The sequence below is a fragment of the Blastochloris tepida genome, assembly GCF_003966715.1.
Taxonomy (GTDB): Bacteria; Pseudomonadota; Alphaproteobacteria; order Rhizobiales; family Xanthobacteraceae; genus Blastochloris; species Blastochloris tepida.
In genome coordinates this window covers 2,375,679-2,391,034 of the sequence record NZ_AP018907.1, presented here as the reverse complement: position 1 = coordinate 2,391,034, position 15,356 = coordinate 2,375,679, and the positions used below count along the sequence as shown (strand labels likewise).

Genomic DNA, 15,356 nt, shown 5'->3' with positions numbered 1-15,356 from the left:
GGCCGTCCGTCCCAAGCCAACCCGAACAGTTGCACGGGGCTTTTGACCCCGCTTCCAAGCCTGGGATGCTTGCCATGCTGCCACACCCGACGCCGCTTGCCACCCACCTTGTGGGCATCGATGTCTCCAAGGACTGGCTCGACATCGCCTTCGACGACACCAAGGTCGAGCGCGTCGATAACACCCCCGCGGCTCTCCAGCGCTTGGCCAGGCGCCTGGTGAAGGCCGGGCTCACCACCGCCGGCCTGGAGCCGACCGGCGGCTATGAACGCCTGGCGGTCGCGGTGCTGCGCGAGGCCGGCCTCACCGTGCTGCAGGTCGACAGCTGGCGCTGCCGCCAGTTCGCCAAGGCCTGCGGCCAGCGCGCCAAGAGCGATCCGCTCGACGCCCGCATCATCCGCGCCTTCATGCTGCATCACCCCTGCCGGCCGTTCCCGGAGCCCTCGCAAGCGCAGAGCGACCTGACCGCCTGGGTGCGCGAAATCACCCGCGCCGAGGCCGACATCCGCCGCCTCGAGAACCGCAAGGCCCACCCCACCCTGGCGGCCATCACCGCCCGGCTCGATGCCGAAATCGCCGCCCTGCGCGAGACCGTCGCCGCGGCCGAACAGGCCATCGAGGCGTTGATCGCCGCCGATCCGGCGATGGACGCCAAGGCCAAGATCATCACCTCGGTGCCGGGGATCGCCAACAAGACGGCCCGCGTCCTGCTCGCAGAAGCTCCCGAACTCGGCCGGTTCACCCCCCGCCAAGCCGGTGCCATCGGCGGCTGCGCACCCTATCGCAACGACAGCGGCAAAGCGCGGCGGCCGGCCCATATCGAGGCCGGACGCCGCGCGCTCAAGCGCGCCTGCTATCTCGCCGCCTTCGCCGCCATCCACTGGAACCCGTGGGCCAAACAGCTCTACGCCGACCTCAAAGCCCGCGGAAAACCCGCTAAGGTCGCCCTCATCGCCATCGCCAGAAAGCTCCTGACCATCCTCAACGCCATGATTCGAGACAACAAACCCTGGCGAGACCCCAAAACCGCATGACAGTTGCTCTCGCGTTGCTCGCCCGGGATGACGCGGCGGAGAGAGGCTGTCGTCCCGGGCAAGGGCCGAAGGCCCGCGACCCGGGACCGTGTTCCGGAAGGGGGCTCTTTTCCGGATGACGATCCCGGGTCCCGCTGACGCTCGCCCGGGATGACGATTCGGAAGCGCACACGCCGATTGACACCGCTCCGCTCGCCTCGCACCGTTGCCGGCCGGGAGGTCCTGTCACCGGGAGGTCGTGCCATGGGCAAGAAGTCGAACGACAAGTCAAACGACACGCAGCTTCACCCCGCCGACACCGGCGAGCCGGCCGCGAAATCCGCCGCCAAACCCGGCAAGCTCAAGCGCAAGGACTACGAGGCCGAGCTGGCGCGCCTGCACGGCGAACTGGTGGCGCTGCAGGAATGGGTCAAGCGCGAAGGGCTCAAGGTCTGCATCCTGTTCGAGGGGCGCGACGGCGCCGGCAAGGGCGGCTCGATCAAGGCGATCACCGAGCGGGTGAGCCCGCGCACCTTCCGCGTCATCGCTTTGCCGGCGCCGAGCGACCGCGAGAAGTCGCAGATGTACATCCAGCGCTACCTGCCGCATCTGCCGGCGGCCGGCGAGGTCGTGATCTTCGACCGCAGCTGGTACAACCGCGCCGGCGTCGAGCGGGTGATGGGCTTCTGCACCGAGGAGATGGCGCGGCGCTTCCTCGAAGCCGTGCCGGCGGTGGAGAAGGCGATCGTCGAATCCGGGGTGATCCTCATCAAGTTCTGGCTGGAGGTCAGCGAGGACGAGCAGACCCGCCGCATGGAGGGCCGCATCAACGATCCGCGCAAGACCTGGAAGCTGTCGCCGATGGACCTGGAATCTTACAAGCGCTGGTACGACTATTCGGCGGCGCGCGACGAGATGTTCGAGAAGTCCGACACCGCCTGGGCGCCGTGGCATCTCGTGCCCTCCGACGACAAGAAGCGGGCGCGGCTCAACATCATCCGCCACATCCTCAAGACCGTGCCCTACGAGCACATCAAGCGCGACAGGATCGAGCTGCCCAAGCGCCAGAAGCGCGGCAAGTACGAGGAGCCGCGCTATCAGGTGAAGCGCGTCGAGCAGGTCTATTGAGGCGGGGCGATGCGGCGCGGGGAGAGGCTGTCGTCCCGGGCAAGCAGCTTCAGCTGCGCGACCCGGGACCGTTTTCAGAAAGGGGGCCCTCTTTCTGCGCGCGATCCCGGCTCGGCGCTGCGCGCCGTCCGGGATGACGAAGGCCCGTAGGGCGCAATAGCGAAGCGTATTGCGCCGTTCTGGCTGCTGCTGGCGGGATACGCTGCGCTATCCCGCCCTACGCCCTATGCCCTCTGTCGGGACGCCCCGCCCGCCTCAATTCATCGGCTGCCACGTGCCGTCGGGCTGGCGGCAGGCGGTGCCGCGCGCGGTCTGCGGCCGGCCGTCGATATAGATGGTGTGGGTGTATTCGCGGCAGTTGCGGCCGCCGCGGTCGAACGCCGGGCCCGGCACGACGGTGCCGTAATGGCCGCTGTCCGGGTTGCGCCACGCCACCGGGGCGCCCGAGCGGCCGCTCTCCAGCGCGTCCATTTCCGCGGCATAGGCGCGCTGGCGGTCCTGCTCGTCGAGCGAGGCCCCGATGGCGCCGCCGAGCAGGCCGCCGATCAGCGCGCCCGCCACCACCGAGCCGGCGTCGCCGCGGCCGATGGCGCTGCCGGCCAGCCCGCCGATGATGGCGCCGGTGCCGGCGCCGACCACGGTCTTGGGGCCGGGGCCGCCATCATTGGTGGCGCAGCCGCCGAGCGCAAGGACGGTGGCGGCCGCGGCGAGGGACTGGCGGACGGACATCGGGAAACTCCGCAAAAACCGTTGGATACCCGGCCGCATCGCGGCCGGGCCGCCCGGGTAGGGCGCGATTCCGGCGAAAGCTGGGCTGGAGGGGAGGGGCGGTGCGGGCGTGTCGCGAGACACCCTCACCCCGCCGGCAGGATCAGCTCGGCCCTGAGGCCGCCGATCGGCGCGCTGCCCAGCACCAGCCGCCCGCCATGATCGGCGGCGGTCTCGACCACGATGGCGAGCCCGAAGCCCGAGCCGGGTTTGGTCTCGTCGAGTCGGCGGCCGCGCTTCACCACCAATGCGCGCTGGTCGGCGGTGAGGCCCGGCCCGTCATCATCGACCACCACCCGCAGGAACCGCCGCTCCGCGCCGGGCGCAGGCTCGGCAAAAACCTCGATCTCCACCCGGCCCGCCGCCCATTTGGCGGCGTTGTCGATCAGGTTTCCCAGCATCTCCTCCAGGTCGTGCCGCTCGCCGCGGAAGCGCACGCCGGGATCGACCCGGATGGCGAAGGCGAGGGCGCGCTCGGCGTGGATCTTCTCCAGCGTGCGCACCAGCCCGGAAATCACCGGCGCAACCTCGGTGAGGCTCGCCGCGTTGGCGGCGCGGGCGGCGGTGCGGGCGCGGTCGAGATGGCGCGAGACGTCGCGGCGCATCAACGTGACCTGCTCGCGCACCTTGGCGGCCAGCGCGTCGTCGCGGCCATCGGCCTCGTTGAGCAGCACCGACAGCGGCGTCTTCAGCGCATGGGCGAGATTGCCGACATGGGTGCGGGCGCGCTCGACGATCTCGCGATTGGCGGCGATGAGCGCGTTGAGCTCGTCGGCGAGCGGCGCGATCTCGCGCGGGAACGGCCCCTCCAGCCGCTCGGCCGAGCCGGCGCGGATCGCCACCAGCCGGCGCGACAGCGCCTGCAGCGGCCTGAGCCCGTAGCGCACCTGCACCAGCGCCGAGACGATCAGCGCCAGGGCGAGCACGCCGAAGGTGACGGCGAGCGCCCGGTCGAACAGGGCGGCCTCCTCGGCGATCTCGCCGGCATCGCCGCCGACCGCGACCAGCAGCCGGCCGCCCTCGCCGAGGTCGAGCGTGCGCTCGGCCACCCGCAGCGTCTCGCCGCGCGGACCCGCGGCATAGCCATGGCGCACGCCGTCGGCGTCCGGCTCCAGGTCGCGCGCGTCGAGCCGCTCCAGCGCGTGGTCGTAGAGCGAGCGCGAGGCGCGGGCGGCCGGCGGGTCGCTGTCGAGGCGCGCCACCTGCCAGTACCAGCCCGACAGCGGCAGATCGAACAGCGGCTCGCCGAGATCGCCGTCCTCGGCGTCGGCCTCCGACACCGTGACCTCGGCCACCAGCGCCTTGAGATAGATGTTGAGCCGCCGGTCGAACGCCCGCTCCACCGAGTCGGAATAGAGCTGCGACAGGCCGGCGCCGGTCACGGCCAGCACCAGGGTGGTGACGATCGCCGCCGTCACGAACAGCCGCAGCGCCAGCGAGGCGCTGGCCCGGGCGGGCGGCGCGGGCTTCGGGGCGGGGCGTTGTGCGGGCTCTGGGGCGGCGTCGGTCATGCGCGGGGGGCTGGCGGTGGGTGCGGCGATGTTGGTGGCCGGCGAATGCGCCGGGATTATGCGCGGCGGCGGGATCGGTCTCTCCGTGTTTTGTCATCCCGGACGGCGCGCAGCGCCGAGCCGGGATCGTCCTCCGGATAAAGCGCCCCTTCCTGAAAACGGTCCCTGGTCTCACGGCCAAAGCCGCTCGCCCGGGGCGACGACATGACGGCAGACGGTCCCGGGTCCCGCACCTTCGGTGCTTGCCCGGGACGACGATCTCTCCCGAGCCTTGTCATCCCGGACGGCGCGCAGCGCCGAGTCGGGATCGTCATCCGGACAAGCCGCGCACCGCCGGACGATGACCGGAAATGCGCTGAAATGCCGAAGATAATCCCTGCCGGCCGAAGGTAATATCACCCTGCCGGCCGGCGGCCGGCCAGGCTTTCGGCGCGACGCTGCGCGCTGTGGTTGAGAAGCGGCCGTTCGCACTGCGGGAAGCTGCGGCGCCCAGCGGTCGAGCTTGCGCGCTCGCCGTTCCGCTGGGCGGCGCAGGCGGGGTGCGAGTCCCCGGCGCGCGGGGCGGCGGACCACCCCGGAAAAACCGCGAATGCTGCGGGGCAAAACGCCGCAGGAAGGGCCGCAGCAGCGCCGATTTCCCCCGAAAGGGTGTTCGGCGGGGTACTTTTATACCAGGGATGCGACCGCCTGTCGCAGCCTTTTTTCCCAGGATTGGCATTTAGTCCTTGACAGCCGCGCGCTGCTGGGGTACAAGGTCAGCACGCTCCGCAAGTGCGGTTGGCGCCGCCATACGCCCCTCGGCTTGGCGCCGCCGCTTCGGTGGGTGAAACCGCCCGCCAAGAGCCCCCGCCGTGCTCCCCCGCGCGCGGCGGGGCTCCTTACGGAGCAGCCGAAGGCTATCCCGGGTGCGTCCTCAGCCAGCGCCCTCATCAACCGGGATAGCCTCGCCTCTTCGGGCCTTCCTCTCCTCGGAAGGAGACGGCCGGGTGCGGTGGATGGTGTCCCCGCCCCGGCCGTCCTGCCCGGGGGAGGCCCCCAAACACCGCCCTCATTTCACGCACAACCGGTTCTGCCATGGTCTCGTCCGCGCCGCCCGCGCCGGAGGAGCTCGAACGCCTGCGCGTCCTCTATGAGGACCGCCGCGGTCCGGCTCTGCCCGCTCTGGCCGCCGGTGCCGGCCTGTCGCTGTGGCGGCTCAACCAGCTCGCCATCGCCCAAGGTTGGCAGCGGCGGCGCGGCCCGGTCGGGCTCGGCCGCAGCGGCGAGGCCGGCCCCGGCCGCCACCGCGGCTTCGCCTGCACCGGGCTTGCCACCTGCCGCGAGCGCGAGGCGATGGTGACCAAGCTGCTCGCCACCTGCGAGGAGCAGGTCGCTGCCGCCGCCGACCGCCTCGCCACCAGAAGCGCCGACCTCGTGCCCGAGCGCGAGGCGCGCACCCTTGCCGTGCTCGCCCGCACCATCGAGCGCCTCACCGCGCTCGACAGGAAGGCCGTGCGAACGCCGGCCCAGACGCCGGCTGAAGACTCCGATGACCGAACCCTGCCTCGCGACTATTCCGGGCTGCGGACCGAGCTGGCGCGCCGTCTGGCGGAGCTGGAAGGCGAGCGGCCGGGAGGGGGAGTTCCTGGCCCGCCTGACGGATGACCAGCTCGACGACTTCCTGCACGAATGGCGCTCCTGGGCGCGCCCGGCGCAGTGGCCGCCCGCGGCCGCCGCCGATGGCGCACCGTGGACGATCTGGCTGATGCTGGGCGGGCGCGGCTCGGGCAAGACCCGGGCCGGCGCCGAATGGGTGCGGGCGCTGGCGCTGGGCCGCCCGCCGGCCGCGCGCGCGCCGACCTCGCCGATCGCGCTGGTCGGCGAGACGGCGGCCGACGTGCGCGAGGTGATGGTGGAGGGCGTCTCCGGCCTGCTGCGCATCCATGCCCGCTTCGAGCGGCCGCGCTGGCTGCCCTCGCGCCGCCGCCTGGAATGGCCGAACGGCGCGGTGGCGCAGACCTTTTCCGCCGACGATCCCGAGCAGTTGCGCGGCCCGCAGTTCGCCGCCGCCTGGTGCGACGAGATCGCCAAATGGAGCCGCGCCGAGGAGGCGTTCGACATGCTGCAGTTCGCACTTCGTCTGGGCGAGGCGCCGCGCCAGGTGGTCACCACCACGCCGCGCGCCGTGCCGATCGTGCGCCGGCTGGTCGCCGACCCGCGCGTGGCGGTGGCGCGCATGACCACCGCCGAGAACGCGCTGAACCTCGCGCCGGGCTTTCTCGATGCCATCGTCGGCCGTTATCGCGGCACGCGGCTCGGCCGCCAGGAGCTGATGGGCGAGCTGATCGAGGACCGCGCCGGCACGCTGTTTCCGCGCGACCTGATCGAGCGCTGCCGCATCGCCGTGCCGCCGCCGCTGGCCCGCATCGTCGTGGCGGTCGATCCGCCGGCCTCCGCCCACCGCACCTCGGACGCCTGCGGCATCGTCGCGGCGGGGCGCACCGAGGACGGCCGGCTCTGCGTGCTCGCCGACGACACCGCGCGCGGCCTGCGCCCGGCGCAATGGGCGGCGCGGGCGCTCGCGCTCTATCATCGGCTCGAAGCCGATGCGCTGATCGCCGAGGCCAACCAGGGCGGCGAGATGGTGCGCAGCGTGTTCGCGGATGCGGATTCATCGGTGCCGGTGCGCCTCGTCCACGCCCGCCGCGGCAAATGGTTGCGCGCCGAGCCGATCGCCCAGCTCTACGAGCAGGGCAAAGTGGCGCACGCCGGCGCCTTCCCGGCGCTTGAGGACGAGATGGCCGACTTCGCCCATGACGGCCTGTCGGATGGCCGCTCGCCCGACCGCCTCGACGCGCTGGTGTGGGCGCTCACCAGCCTCACCGAGCCCGACACCCAGCCAAGGGTGCGGCGGGTGTGAGCGAGGCTAGGCGGATTGGCGAAGCGTAATCCGCCATTGCGTTGCCGGCCCTGCGTCGTGATCGGCGCAAGACGCTTCGCCTTTGCGCCCTGCGGGTTTTCGTCGTCCCGGGCGAGCAACGCGAGCAACTGTCATGCGGTTTTGGGGTCTCGCCAGGGTTTGTTGTCTCGAATCATGGCGTTGAGGATGGTCAGGAGCTTTCTGGCGATGGCGATGAGGGCGACCTTGGCGGGTTTTCCGCGGGCTTTGAGGTCGGCGTAGAGCTGTTTGGCCCACGGGTTCCAGTGGATGGCGGCGAAGGCGGCGAGATAGCAGGCGCGCTTGAGCGCGCGGCGTCCGGCCTCGATATGGGCCGGCCGCCGCGCTTTGCCGCTGTCGTTGCGATAGGGTGCGCAGCCGCCGATGGCACCGGCTTGGCGGGGGCTGAACTGGCCGAGTTCGGGAGCTTCTGCGAGCAGGACGCGGGCCGTCTTGTTGGCGATCCCCGGCACCGAGGTGATGATCTTGGCCTTGGCGTCCATCGCCGGATCGGCGGCGATCAACGCCTCGATGGCCTGTTCGGCCGCGGCGACGGTCTCGCGCAGGGCGGCGATTTCGGCATCGAGCCGGGCGGTGATGGCCGCCAGGGTGGGGTGGGCCTTGCGGTTCTCGAGGCGGCGGATGTCGGCCTCGGCGCGGGTGATTTCGCGCACCCAGGCGGTCAGGTCGCTCTGCGCTTGCGAGGGCTCCGGGAACGGCCGGCAGGGGTGATGCAGCATGAAGGCGCGGATGATGCGGGCGTCGAGCGGATCGCTCTTGGCGCGCTGGCCGCAGGCCTTGGCGAACTGGCGGCAGCGCCAGCTGTCGACCTGCAGCACGGTGAGGCCGGCCTCGCGCAGCACCGCGACCGCCAGGCGTTCATAGCCGCCGGTCGGCTCCAGGCCGGCGGTGGTGAGCCCGGCCTTCACCAGGCGCCTGGCCAAGCGCTGGAGAGCCGCGGGGGTGTTATCGACGCGCTCGACCTTGGTGTCGTCGAAGGCGATGTCGAGCCAGTCCTTGGAGACATCGATGCCCACAAGGTGGGTGGCAAACGGCGTCGGGTGTGGCAGCATGGCAAGCATCCCAGGCTTGGAAGCGGGGTCAAAAGCCCCGTGCAACTGTTCGGGTTGGCTTGGGACGGACGGCCGCTTCTGCTCGCGACGGCCTCGAAGGCTCACCCGGGATACGGCGTGCCGCCCGCACCGGCTCGGGGTGGCCACCCCGAGCCGGTGCACCCATCAAAGCACAGTTCGCCGTTCCAACCCGGGATCGTGTTCAGGATGAAGTGCCTTTTCGGAGGACGATCCCGGTTCGGCGCTGCGCGCCGTCCGGGATGACAGAGTCACAGCGCGGTGAAGCTCAGCGCGCCGGCCGATTCCAGCGCAATGTCGTGCGTCACCTCGCCGTCGAAGCGGCCGGCATATTCCAGCGCGGTGATCTGGAACGGTCCCTCGATGACGCCGAAATCCGGCACCACGAGCTGGAAGCTCGCGACCTCGCCGTCGAAGGCGAGCTGGCGCAGGCGCGCATCCGACGCGGCATCCTTGAAGATGCCGGAGCCGGCGACGCTGGCCTTGCGCACGCCCGCGCCCGACAGCAGCTCGCGCCAGCGGCCGGCACTCTCGGCGTGGGTGACGTCGATGGTCTGGGCGTTGAGCGCAAAGCGGTTGGTGCGCAGGCCGGCGACGGTGACGAAGCTTCCGCCATCGTTCACCTTGAGCAGCAGATCCTTGCCTTTCTGGGCGGGCATCGTCGTCTCCCCTGAAATCACGCCGGCTCGGTCACCGCGCGCAGGCGGATGCGGCCGTGATAGGTGCGACCGTCCTCGCCGCGGCGCACATCGGCGGTGGCGACGCGCAGATTCGCCAGATGATGGCCGGCGAGCGGCAGCGGCGCGTCGATCAGCGCCTCCATCACCGCGCCGACCACGGCGTGCGCCTCGCGGTGGCCGCCCTGGCGCGAATGGACGTGTAGCGTCAGCGTGGTCTCCTCGCCGCCTTCCGTCATGGTCGCGGCGTCGCGCATCTCCGCCTCGCCCAGCGTGACGAAGGGAAAGTCGAGCGTCCTCGGCGGCTCGTCATGAATCTTGGCGCCGCCCAGCACGGCGGCGAGCGCGGCATCATTGGCGAGCGCGGCGAAGATCGCGGCGCGCAATGCGACAGCGGCGGACATGGGGGCTCCTTGAATACATGCGAGCACAGGCGGGCAGGCACGACGCCGTCGTTCCCGGCGAGCATGGCGAAGCCATGCGAGGGAAGGGAACCCAGGACGAAACGCCTTCGGTCTTCGGCGTCGGCGCAACCGATGGGCCCCCTTCCCTCGCACCGCTCTCGCGGTGCTCGCCGGGGGCGACCGCGCATCGGCGATCACCCCCGCTCCTCTTCCAGCAACAGCTCAAGGAAGCGGCCAGCGTCGCGCACGGCGCGGATGCGGAAGCGGCGCGCGCCGAGGCGCAGGCGATGCGCGGTGGAAAGCTCCGCGCGCGCACGCACCGTGGCACGGTGGGTGAGCACGCCGAGGCTGCTGTCGGCAATCACCCGCGCGTCCATCGCCAGCGGCGCAAGCTTCGCCCACAGCCGGCCGGCATCGACGAAGGTGCGCGTGACGCCGCCCGCACCGTCCGGCACCTCGTGCGGCGCCTCGATGACGAGGCGGGTGGAAAGATCGGCCGCCGCGGTCACAGCGACACCACGCGATGGGGCGCGAGCAGCGCCGCCACATCGGCCGGCAGCGCGGCGGCACCATCCGCCGGCAGGCCGCGACTGTCGTAGAAATGGGCGGCGAGACGGCGCACCGCCTCGACCAGATCGGCCGGCAGCGCGGCGGCCTCCATGCCATAGCCGATCGTGATGTCGATCTCGATGGCGCCGCCGGCTGCCGGCGCGGGCAGCGGATGCCGCGCCAGAATGAGGCCGGGGGCGGCGCCCGCCACCACGCGGAAGCGAGCGGCATCGATCGCGCTCTCGCCGCCGTCGGCGTTGCGGATGCGCGCGGCGACGACCGAAATCAGCGGCGCCAGCGCCACGTCGATCTGGCCGTCGCGCGGCCAGCGCGCGCGGGTGAGCCGCCAGGCCTGGGCGATGAGGACACGGCGCGTCGCCGCCTCGCACGCCCGCCGCGCCGCCGCGATGAGGCCCAAGATCAGTTCGTCCTCGTCGTCGTGCTCGACGCGCAGATAGGTCTTCATCGCGGCAAGCGTCACCGGCTCCGCCGCGGGCGGGGTGAGAAGAGACAGGGGCATTTCAGGAATCCCAGGATGGACATGACCGGTCGTTCCCGGCGAACGCCGAAGGCGTTCGGGAAGGGAACCCAAGGACGGCAAGCGGGTGAGAGCCGCCCGCGGCTTGGTGCATGGGCCCCCTTCCCTCGCACCGCTTTCGCGGTGCTCGCCGGGGGCGACAGCGCGTCTTGCGCACTGCCATTTGACTTCGCGACGGGAGCGCGCCACACCAACACATGACCGCGAAACAGCTTGCTCTCGGCGCGGCGCTGGCCGCCCTCATCACGCCCGCAGCCGTCATGCCGGTGCAGGCCATCGTCGGTGGCGCGCCGGCCGATCCGGCGCTCAAGGCGCACCTCGTCGAGGTCGTCTCCAACCACGGCGCCTGCTCGGGCGTGGTGGTCGGCCGCAATCTGGTGCTCACCGCCGGCCATTGCGTCGACCAGCCCGGCGCCTACGCCGTGCTGGTGCGCGGCGGCGCCACCCCGACCGTGGTGGAGATCGACGGCGCGGCGATCCACCCGGCCTGGACCCGCGCGCACTATCAGCAGCGGAAGCCCTCGCCCGACGTGGCGCTGGTGCGCACCCGCAGCCCCCTGCCCGCGCAGTTCCGGCCGATCGCGCTTTCAAGCGCGCCCGGCCTGCCGGCGGTGGGCACGCCGATCACGCTCGCCGGCTTCGGCCTGTCGGAAGAGGGCAATCCGCGCAGCGGCGGCGTGCTGCGGCAGGTGCCGACCACGGTGCTGCTGCGCTACGTCACCGCGCAGGTGAAGCTCGCGCCCACCGGCAGCAAGCCGGCCGGCGCCTGCGATCTCGATTCCGGCGGCGCTGCGCTGACCAGCGAGAACGGCCGGCCGGCGCTCGCCGGCATCATCGCCTGGAGCGCCGGCGACGGCGGGCGCAATTGCGGTGCCGCCAGCGCGATCACCGCCACCGGCGCGATGGCCGACTGGCTGCCCGGCGCGGCGAAGAAGCTCGGCGGCCGGCTGGGGGAGTGACGGCGGTCACGTAGGGCGGAATAGCGAAGCGTATTGCGCCGAGGTGCGAAACAGGAACGGCGGAATACGCTTCGCTATTCCGCCCTACCGACCTCACGCCGGGATGACGGCTCCCGTCAACTCTCGGCGAACTTCAACAGCTTGATGGCGTCGAAATCCTGCACGCCGCCGCCGACGCGCTTGGTGGTGTAGAACAGCACGTAGGGCTTGGCGGAATAGGGATCGCGCAAAATCCGCACCCCCTGGCGGTCGACCACCAGATAGCCGCGGCGGAAATCGCCAAACGCGATGGCAAGCGCATTCGCGCCGATGTCCGGCATGTCCTCGGCTTCGACGATGGGGAACGTCATCAGCGACGCGCGGCCATCGGCGCTCGCCGGCGGCTGCCACAGATAGTTGCCCTGCGCGTCCTTGAACTTGCGCACTGCGCTCTGGGTCTTGCGGTTCATCACAAAGGTGCCGTTCTGGCGATAGCCGGCGCGCAGCGCATAGACCAGATCGACCAGCACGTCGGACGGATTGGCCGCCGGGAACGCCCCGGCGGCGCCGGTGGCGACGAAGCCGAGCTTGCCCCACTGCCAGGCCGAATTGGCGACGGTGGTGCAGGCGACAAAGCCCTTGGGCTTGCCGTTGCCGTCGCCGGTGACGAACGCCGTGCCCTCCTGCTCGGCGAACGCGGTCTCCACTTCCGCGGCGATCCACTGCTCGATGTCGATGGCGGAGTCTTCCAAGAGCGTCGGTGTCGCCGCCGGCATGGCGTAGAGCTCGGCCGCGGGAAACGCCAGCTCGTCGAGCGTGGGCGTATTGGTCTGGGCGCGGGCGCCGGTCTCGGCGACCCAGCCGGCGGAGAAGCCGGTGGTCATGAACGGTTTGCGATAGGTGCCAAGCGAGATCTCGCGCACGCCGGAGATGGCGCGGATCGGCGAGATGGCGGCGAGGCGCCGGCCGATCTCGCGCTCGACCTCGACGGTCACGGTGTAGCCGCCGTCGGCGCCTGTGCCGGCCGACAGCGCCTTCTTCTCCAGCCGCTTCAGGCCCGCGGTCTCGCCGGTGCGCACATAGGCATCGAACGCCGACTTGTGCTCGCGGCGCGCGGCATCGTCGCCCGCGCGCTCGCCGGTGCCGAGCGCCGGGCGGCGCGCCTTCACCGCCAGCTCGTCGAGGATCGCCTGCTGGCGCTCCAGCGCGGCGTCGATGCGCGCCACCTTCTCCTCGCTCAGCACGTCGGCGGACGAACGCCGCTCCAGCGCCGCGAGCCGCTCGTCATTGGCGTCGCGATAGGCGGCGAAGGTGTCGTTGAGCGCATCGTGCGCGGCCTGCATCTCAGGGGTGATGGCCTTGGTCTCGGGCGAGGCGACGGTCATGAGCGGATCCTTTGGTTTGAACGGTCAGATGCGTCGTCCCGGACGGCGCGCAGCGCCGAGCCGGGACCGTATTCAGGATTGGTGCTGCCTTCGGATGACGATCCCGGGTTGGAACGGCGAACTGTGCTTTGATGGGTGCACCGGCTCGGGGTGGCCACCCCGAGCCGGTGCGGGCGGCACGCCGTATCCCGGGTGAGCCTTCGAGGCCGTCGCGAGCAGAAGCGGCCGTCCGTCCCAAGCCAACCCGAACAGTTGCACGGGGCTTTTGACCCCGCTTCCAAGCCTGGGATGCTTGCCATGCTGCCACACCCGACGCCGTTTGCCACCCACCTTGTGGGCATCGATGTCTCCAAGGACTGGCTCGACATCGCCTTCGACGACACCAAGGTCGAGCGCGTCGATAACACCCCCGCGGCTCTCCAGCGCTTGGCCAGGCGCCTGGTGAAGGCCGGGCTCACCACCGCCGGCCTGGAGCCGACCGGCGGCTATGAACGCCTGGCGGTCGCGGTGCTGCGCGAGGCCGGCCTCACCGTGCTGCAGGTCGACAGCTGGCGCTGCCGCCAGTTCGCCAAGGCCTGCGGCCAGCGCGCCAAGAGCGATCCGCTCGACGCCCGCATCATCCGCGCCTTCATGCTGCATCACCCCTGCCGGCCGTTCCCGGAGCCCTCGCAAGCGCAGAGCGACCTGACCGCCTGGGTGCGCGAAATCACCCGCGCCGAGGCCGACATCCGCCGCCTCGAGAACCGCAAGGCCCACCCCACCCTGGCGGCCATCACCGCCCGGCTCGATGCCGAAATCGCCGCCCTGCGCGAGACCGTCGCCGCGGCCGAACAGGCCATCGAGGCGTTGATCGCCGCCGATCCGGCGATGGACGCCAAGGCCAAGATCATCACCTCGGTGCCGGGGATCGCCAACAAGACGGCCCGCGTCCTGCTCGCAGAAGCTCCCGAACTCGGCCGGTTCACCCCCCGCCAAGCCGGTGCCATCGGCGGCTGCGCACCCTATCGCAACGACAGCGGCAAAGCGCGGCGGCCGGCCCATATCGAGGCCGGACGCCGCGCGCTCAAGCGCGCCTGCTATCTCGCCGCCTTCGCCGCCATCCACTGGAACCCGTGGGCCAAACAGCTCTACGCCGACCTCAAAGCCCGCGGAAAACCCGCCAAGGTCGCCCTCATCGCCATCGCTCGAAAGCTCCTGACCATCCTCAACGCCATGATTCGAGACAACAAACCCTGGCGAGACCCCAAAACCGCATGACAGTTGCTCGCGCAGCTTCGCTGCTTGCCCGGGACGACAGCTTGCGAGACCCATCATGCCCAACCGATACCGCGGCGAGATCGAGGCGGAGCTCTCCGGCCGCCGCCGGCGCCTGGTGCTGACGCTCGGCGCGCTGGCCGAACTCGAACAGGCGCTGGGCGCGCCCGATCTTGCAACGCTCGCCGCGCGCTTCGAGGGCGGGCGGCTGGCGGCGCGCGAGGTCGCGGCCATCATCGGCGCCGGCCTGCGCGGCGCGGGCGAGGCGATCGGCGAGGCAGAGGTGCTGGCGCTGACCCACCCCGAGGGCGCGCGCGGGCTGGTGCGGCTCGCCGCCGATCTTCTCGTCGCCACCTTCGCGCCGGAGGACGCGCCAAACCCTCCCCAGCCCGGACCGGCGGCGGTCCGGGCGATGGACGCGGCCTCGTGCCCTGGCGGCGCTGGCTGAGCTTCGCCTTCGGCGTGCTGCGCTGGCCGCCGGATGCGGTGTGGGCGGCGACGCCGTGCGAACTCGCGCATGCCGCGCGCGCCCTCATGCGCGATGCGCCGCCGCCGCTCGACCGCGCGACGCTCGAGGCGCTGATGGCGCATCATCCGGATGGGAGACCGTGATGGACGACGACGATTTCGCCGCGGCCGATCTGCGCGAGGCCACCGCCACGCTGTCGGATGCGCGCAATGAAATGGCCGATCTCTCCGCCGCCGCCCGCAGCTTCGGCTCCGCCATCTCGACGGCGATGAAGGCGGCCACCACCGAGGGCAAGGCGTTCGACGACGTGCTGAAGACGCTCGGCCTGCGGCTGCTGAAGATCGGCGCCGACGCCGCGGGCAAGCTGATCGCCGCGAACCTCGCCGGCCTGACGCATGGGGCGTTCGCGGCCTCGGGTGCAGGCGAGGTCACCGCCTTCGCCAAGGGCGGCGTGGTCGGCGCACCGTCGCTGTTCGCGATGCCGGCGGGGCTTGGCCTGATGGGCGAGAGCGGCGCCGAGGCCATCGTGCCGCTGGCGCGCGGCGCCGATGGCCGGCTCGGCGTGCGCACGGATACGAATGGCGCCGCACCCGCGTCGGTCGTCGTCAATGTGACGACCGCGGATGCGGCGAGTTTCCGCCGCTCGGAGGCGCAGATCGCGAGCCTGCTCGCCCGCGCCGTGGCGCGCGGCCAGCGAACCTTGTGAGGGTCCGC

The 15,356-nt window shown here is 71.4% G+C and carries 17 protein-coding genes; 9 read left to right on the top strand and 8 right to left on the bottom strand.

Going from position 1 to position 15,356, the window contains the following annotated elements; genetic code table 11:
• The first annotated feature begins 65 nt into the window (after positions 1 to 65).
• Together BLTE_RS11050 and ppk2 are read left to right on the top strand one after the other, a co-directional pair.
• Complete coding sequence (locus BLTE_RS11050) at positions 66 to 1,034, top strand: IS110 family RNA-guided transposase (protein ID WP_126396710.1); 969 nt, start codon at positions 66 to 68, stop codon at positions 1,032 to 1,034.
• Positions 1,035 to 1,277: 243 nt separating this feature from the next.
• Entirely contained in the window at positions 1,278 to 2,141 is an 864-nt protein-coding gene (ppk2, locus tag BLTE_RS11045; protein ID WP_126400509.1) for a polyphosphate kinase 2, read from the top strand.
• 255 nt (positions 2,142 to 2,396) lie between these two features.
• Here the strand turns inward: ppk2 and BLTE_RS11040 are convergent, their stop codons facing one another.
• Together BLTE_RS11040 and BLTE_RS11035 are read right to left on the bottom strand one after the other, a co-directional pair.
• A complete protein-coding gene (locus tag BLTE_RS11040) occupies positions 2,397 to 2,870 on the bottom strand; it encodes an RT0821/Lpp0805 family surface protein (protein ID WP_126400506.1) in 474 nt (157 codons plus the stop codon).
• 125 nt (positions 2,871 to 2,995) lie between these two features.
• The gene (locus BLTE_RS11035) at positions 2,996 to 4,420 is read right to left on the bottom strand and encodes an ATP-binding protein (protein ID WP_126400503.1); all 1,425 of its coding nucleotides are present in this window, start codon (positions 4,418 to 4,420) and stop codon (positions 2,996 to 2,998) included.
• Positions 4,421 to 5,494: 1,074 nt separating this feature from the next.
• Between BLTE_RS11035 and BLTE_RS18125 the strand changes: the two genes are divergently transcribed.
• Together BLTE_RS18125 and BLTE_RS11025 are read left to right on the top strand one after the other, a co-directional pair.
• Positions 5,495 to 6,064: a hypothetical protein gene (locus BLTE_RS18125; protein ID WP_160140590.1), complete on the top strand. Its 570-nt coding sequence runs from the start codon at positions 5,495 to 5,497 to the stop codon at positions 6,062 to 6,064.
• Entirely contained in the window at positions 5,949 to 7,319 is a 1,371-nt protein-coding gene (locus BLTE_RS11025) for a DNA-packaging protein (protein WP_126400498.1), read from the top strand. The genes BLTE_RS18125 and BLTE_RS11025 overlap by 116 nt, the downstream gene beginning before the upstream one ends.
• Before the next feature lie 131 nt (positions 7,320 to 7,450).
• On the opposite strand, the gene BLTE_RS11020 is transcribed toward BLTE_RS11025, so the two are convergent.
• The 5 genes from BLTE_RS11020 to BLTE_RS11000 form a co-directional block, all read right to left on the bottom strand.
• Entirely contained in the window at positions 7,451 to 8,419 is a 969-nt protein-coding gene (locus BLTE_RS11020) for an IS110 family RNA-guided transposase (RefSeq protein WP_126399672.1), read from the bottom strand.
• Positions 8,420 to 8,679: 260 nt separating this feature from the next.
• On the bottom strand, positions 8,680 to 9,087 hold the full coding sequence (locus BLTE_RS11015; RefSeq protein ID WP_126400494.1) for a phage major tail protein, TP901-1 family: 408 nt from the start codon (positions 9,085 to 9,087) through the stop codon (positions 8,680 to 8,682).
• Between the two features lie 17 nt (positions 9,088 to 9,104).
• Positions 9,105 to 9,509 carry a DUF3168 domain-containing protein gene (locus BLTE_RS11010; protein WP_126400491.1) on the bottom strand — a complete coding sequence of 135 codons (405 nt, stop codon included), beginning with the start codon at positions 9,507 to 9,509 and terminating at the stop codon, positions 9,105 to 9,107.
• Positions 9,510 to 9,703: 194 nt separating this feature from the next.
• A complete protein-coding gene (locus BLTE_RS11005; protein WP_126400488.1) occupies positions 9,704 to 10,018 on the bottom strand; it encodes a phage head closure protein in 315 nt (104 codons plus the stop codon).
• Positions 10,015 to 10,578: a head-tail connector protein gene (locus BLTE_RS11000; RefSeq protein ID WP_126400485.1), complete on the bottom strand. Its 564-nt coding sequence runs from the start codon at positions 10,576 to 10,578 to the stop codon at positions 10,015 to 10,017. The genes BLTE_RS11005 and BLTE_RS11000 overlap by 4 nt, the downstream gene beginning before the upstream one ends.
• A 215-nt stretch (positions 10,579 to 10,793) precedes the next feature.
• Between BLTE_RS11000 and BLTE_RS10995 the strand changes: the two genes are divergently transcribed.
• On the top strand, positions 10,794 to 11,555 hold the full coding sequence (locus BLTE_RS10995) for a S1 family peptidase (RefSeq protein ID WP_126400483.1): 762 nt from the start codon (positions 10,794 to 10,796) through the stop codon (positions 11,553 to 11,555).
• Between the two features lie 116 nt (positions 11,556 to 11,671).
• On the opposite strand, the gene BLTE_RS10990 is transcribed toward BLTE_RS10995, so the two are convergent.
• Positions 11,672 to 12,919 carry a phage major capsid protein gene (locus BLTE_RS10990; protein ID WP_126400480.1) on the bottom strand — a complete coding sequence of 416 codons (1,248 nt, stop codon included), beginning with the start codon at positions 12,917 to 12,919 and terminating at the stop codon, positions 11,672 to 11,674.
• A gap of 288 nt (positions 12,920 to 13,207) precedes the next feature.
• On the opposite strand from BLTE_RS10990, the gene BLTE_RS10985 reads away from it, so the two are divergent.
• From BLTE_RS10985 to BLTE_RS10970, 4 genes are read left to right on the top strand one after another with little or no spacing between them, the layout of a single operon-like run.
• The gene (locus tag BLTE_RS10985) at positions 13,208 to 14,176 is read left to right on the top strand and encodes an IS110 family RNA-guided transposase (protein WP_126400477.1); all 969 of its coding nucleotides are present in this window, start codon (positions 13,208 to 13,210) and stop codon (positions 14,174 to 14,176) included.
• Positions 14,177 to 14,231: 55 nt separating this feature from the next.
• Positions 14,232 to 14,621 carry a gene transfer agent family protein gene (locus BLTE_RS10980; RefSeq protein ID WP_126400474.1) on the top strand — a complete coding sequence of 130 codons (390 nt, stop codon included), beginning with the start codon at positions 14,232 to 14,234 and terminating at the stop codon, positions 14,619 to 14,621.
• Positions 14,600 to 14,785: a phage tail assembly chaperone gene (locus BLTE_RS10975; protein ID WP_126400471.1), complete on the top strand. Its 186-nt coding sequence runs from the start codon at positions 14,600 to 14,602 to the stop codon at positions 14,783 to 14,785. The genes BLTE_RS10980 and BLTE_RS10975 overlap by 22 nt, the downstream gene beginning before the upstream one ends.
• Positions 14,785 to 15,348: a phage tail tape measure protein gene (locus BLTE_RS10970; RefSeq protein WP_126400469.1), complete on the top strand. Its 564-nt coding sequence runs from the start codon at positions 14,785 to 14,787 to the stop codon at positions 15,346 to 15,348. The genes BLTE_RS10975 and BLTE_RS10970 overlap by 1 nt, the downstream gene beginning before the upstream one ends.
• Positions 15,349 to 15,356 lie beyond the last annotated feature (8 nt).

Excerpts from the sequence above, each read along its gene's own strand:
- BLTE_RS11035 (WP_126400503.1), bottom strand. The coding sequence starts at position 4,420 with ATGACCGACGCCGCCCCAGAGCCCGCACAACGCCCCGCCCCGAAGCCC.
- BLTE_RS11050 (WP_126396710.1), top strand. The coding sequence starts at position 66 with ATGCTTGCCATGCTGCCACACCCGACGCCGCTTGCCACCCACCTTGTG.
- BLTE_RS10980 (WP_126400474.1), top strand. The coding sequence starts at position 14,232 with ATGCCCAACCGATACCGCGGCGAGATCGAGGCGGAGCTCTCCGGCCGC.
- BLTE_RS10995 (WP_126400483.1), top strand. The coding sequence starts at position 10,794 with ATGACCGCGAAACAGCTTGCTCTCGGCGCGGCGCTGGCCGCCCTCATC.
- BLTE_RS11015 (WP_126400494.1), bottom strand. The coding sequence starts at position 9,087 with ATGCCCGCCCAGAAAGGCAAGGATCTGCTGCTCAAGGTGAACGATGGC.
- BLTE_RS10985 (WP_126400477.1), top strand. The coding sequence starts at position 13,208 with ATGCTTGCCATGCTGCCACACCCGACGCCGTTTGCCACCCACCTTGTG.
- BLTE_RS11025 (WP_126400498.1), top strand. The coding sequence starts at position 5,949 with ATGACCGAACCCTGCCTCGCGACTATTCCGGGCTGCGGACCGAGCTGG.
- BLTE_RS11000 (WP_126400485.1), bottom strand. The coding sequence starts at position 10,578 with ATGCCCCTGTCTCTTCTCACCCCGCCCGCGGCGGAGCCGGTGACGCTT.
- BLTE_RS10990 (WP_126400480.1), bottom strand. The coding sequence starts at position 12,919 with ATGACCGTCGCCTCGCCCGAGACCAAGGCCATCACCCCTGAGATGCAG.
- BLTE_RS11040 (WP_126400506.1), bottom strand. The coding sequence starts at position 2,870 with ATGTCCGTCCGCCAGTCCCTCGCCGCGGCCGCCACCGTCCTTGCGCTC.
- BLTE_RS11010 (WP_126400491.1), bottom strand. The coding sequence starts at position 9,509 with ATGTCCGCCGCTGTCGCATTGCGCGCCGCGATCTTCGCCGCGCTCGCC.
- BLTE_RS18125 (WP_160140590.1), top strand. The coding sequence starts at position 5,495 with ATGGTCTCGTCCGCGCCGCCCGCGCCGGAGGAGCTCGAACGCCTGCGC.
- BLTE_RS10970 (WP_126400469.1), top strand. The coding sequence starts at position 14,785 with ATGGACGACGACGATTTCGCCGCGGCCGATCTGCGCGAGGCCACCGCC.
- ppk2 (WP_126400509.1), top strand. The coding sequence starts at position 1,278 with ATGGGCAAGAAGTCGAACGACAAGTCAAACGACACGCAGCTTCACCCC.
- BLTE_RS11020 (WP_126399672.1), bottom strand. The coding sequence starts at position 8,419 with ATGCTTGCCATGCTGCCACACCCGACGCCGTTTGCCACCCACCTTGTG.